This window comes from Streptomyces yerevanensis (assembly GCF_000716805.1).
Lineage (GTDB): Bacteria > Actinomycetota > Actinomycetes > Streptomycetales > Streptomycetaceae > Streptomyces > Streptomyces flaveus.
Genome location: NZ_JNWJ01000218.1, coordinates 1 through 561, shown reverse-complemented (window position 1 = coordinate 561; position 561 = coordinate 1). Strand labels below are relative to the sequence as shown.

Genomic DNA, 561 nt, shown 5'->3' with positions numbered 1-561 from the left:
GCCGCCGCCCGCAGCTTCACCGCCGGCAACGACCGCAGCGCAGGGAACGGCTCGTTGATGCGCACCGGTGTCGTCGCCCTCGGTCATCTCGGCGACGCCGCCGAGATGACCGAGGCCGCCATCGCCGTCAGCGCGCTCACCCACCCGGACCCCGATTGCGCCGATGCCTGCGTGCTCTGGTGTTCCGGCATCCGCACCGCGGTGCTGCACGGGACCTTCGACGGCGTGCGCGCGGGCCTGGACCTGCTCCCCGCCGAGCGCCGCGGGGTGTGGGCGAAGCGGCTGGACGAGGCGGAGGCGAATCCGCCGCACCACTTCGCCAACAACGGCTGGGTCGTCCACGCGCTCCAGGCCGCCTGGTCGGCGATCACCCGCACCGCCGTCCCCGAGCTGAGCCCCGCCGAGAACAGTTTCCCCGCGCAGCACTTCGGCCTCGCCTTGGAGGCGGCGGTGCGGGCCGGAACGGACACCGACACCGTCGCGGCGATCGCGGGCGCCCTGCTCGGCGCGCGCTGGGGCTGCTCCGGCATCCCGCTGGCGTGGCAGCAGGTCGTGCATGGC

At 74.7% G+C, this 561-nt stretch carries 1 protein-coding gene; it reads left to right on the top strand.

Annotation, left to right across the window (positions count from 1 at the left end; all coding sequences use genetic code 11):
- Positions 1 to 561: ADP-ribosylglycohydrolase family protein (locus OP79_RS49140; protein WP_033329830.1), on the top strand; the 561-nt coding region annotated here is incomplete at both ends.